The organism is Microcystis sp. LE19-10.1B (assembly GCF_027530565.1).
Classification (GTDB): domain Bacteria; phylum Cyanobacteriota; class Cyanobacteriia; order Cyanobacteriales; family Microcystaceae; genus Microcystis; species Microcystis aeruginosa.
The window spans coordinates 1-1,199 of sequence record NZ_JAPZQM010000205.1 but is presented as its reverse complement, the minus strand read 5'-3'; the positions used below and the strand labels follow the sequence as shown (position 1 = coordinate 1,199).

The 1,199-nt window shown below is 40.3% G+C and carries 1 protein-coding gene; it reads left to right on the top strand.

What is annotated here, in order from left to right; genetic code table 11:
- Window positions 1-632 precede the first annotated feature (632 nt).
- Window positions 633-971 carry a photosystem II reaction center protein Psb28 gene (psb28, locus tag O9332_RS07680; RefSeq protein ID WP_002758684.1) on the top strand — a complete coding sequence of 113 codons (339 nt, stop codon included), beginning with the start codon at window positions 633-635 and terminating at the stop codon, window positions 969-971.
- The last annotated feature ends 228 nt before the right edge of the window (window positions 972-1,199 follow it).

Below are 1,199 nucleotides of genomic sequence, written 5' to 3'. Positions count from 1 at the left end.
ATAAATTCTCTCTAGCATTTTCTGGCTCTCGGGGTTTAGGTCTCTAATCAATCTCATTGTATTTTCCTGCTGCTTCGTTTTTTTATGTATTATACTTCTTAATTTTTTATTTGGGTAATTAATTTTGCATGACTACTTATTTAAGGACACAAGTAAGCTAAAACACGCGTAATTAGTCAGCGCAATAAAAAGTTTTAATTGAGAAGGGACAGAACCCTGACAGGGGCTGTATTATAGAGGGCATGGAAATTAACGACCGACTAGAACGCCGGAACTATTCCATCAAATTAGTTACCTCCAGAGAAGCAACTTGAGCCACTTGGCATACTTTTGTCTTTTTGTCAAATTTTGTGTTAAGAAAGATGTGACACCGAATCCGTTTTTAATAGTGTGATTAACTCCCAAGTTATGGATTGTTTTTCCCTGCTCCCCGCTCCCTGCTCCCCACTCCCCACTCTCCTATACCTTTTAAATAGGATTTAGTATGACTAATGGATAGGCCTGCTACGAATAAGGAAAAATGATATTGGTATTGATATTTTGAGCTTATGCTGTCCCATCTGCTTTTTACTTGCGACTTGGTGTGAGATGATCTAGAAATGTGTATTTCATGACAAGGATAAAGAAAAGTAATGGCAGAAATTCAGTTTTCCAAGGGGTTAAAAGAACCTGTTGTTCCCGATATCCGCTTAAGTCGCACTAAAACGGGGGAGAAAGGATCGGCAAAATTTTATTTTGAGCAACCGACTATCCTCGGAGATCAACAAACCGAGGAAATCACGGGGATGTATCTCATTGATGAGGAGGGGGAAATAGTCACCAGGGAAGTAAAAGGCAAATTTATCAACGGTAAACCCACGGCGATCGAAGCTACGGTTATTTTCAATTCTCCCGCAGAGTGGGATCGTTTTATGCGTTTTATGGAGCGTTACGGTAGCGAAAACGGTCTAGAATTTACTAAATCTTCCTGATTTGGCCCTTAGCTTTCGGCAATTTGTCAAAAAACCCGCATTCGGGATCGATGCGGGTAGAGGTGAAAAATCAGAGGAAAAACCTATTTAGGGTCTGCTGAATAAATCTAAAAACCTTGTTGGATAAGACTTTTGGACTTTTTTCCCCTCAAAAAGTGCCAGCCATTGCGGGGATCGGGGGAAAATTCAGGTACTTTTTCCCTGAAAATTAGGTAGTTGACCACCTCA

Bases quoted from the DNA above. Each gene is read 5' to 3' on its own strand.
- psb28 (WP_002758684.1), top strand. From the start codon at position 633: ATGGCAGAAATTCAGTTTTCCAAGGGGTTAAAAGAACCTGTTGTTCCC.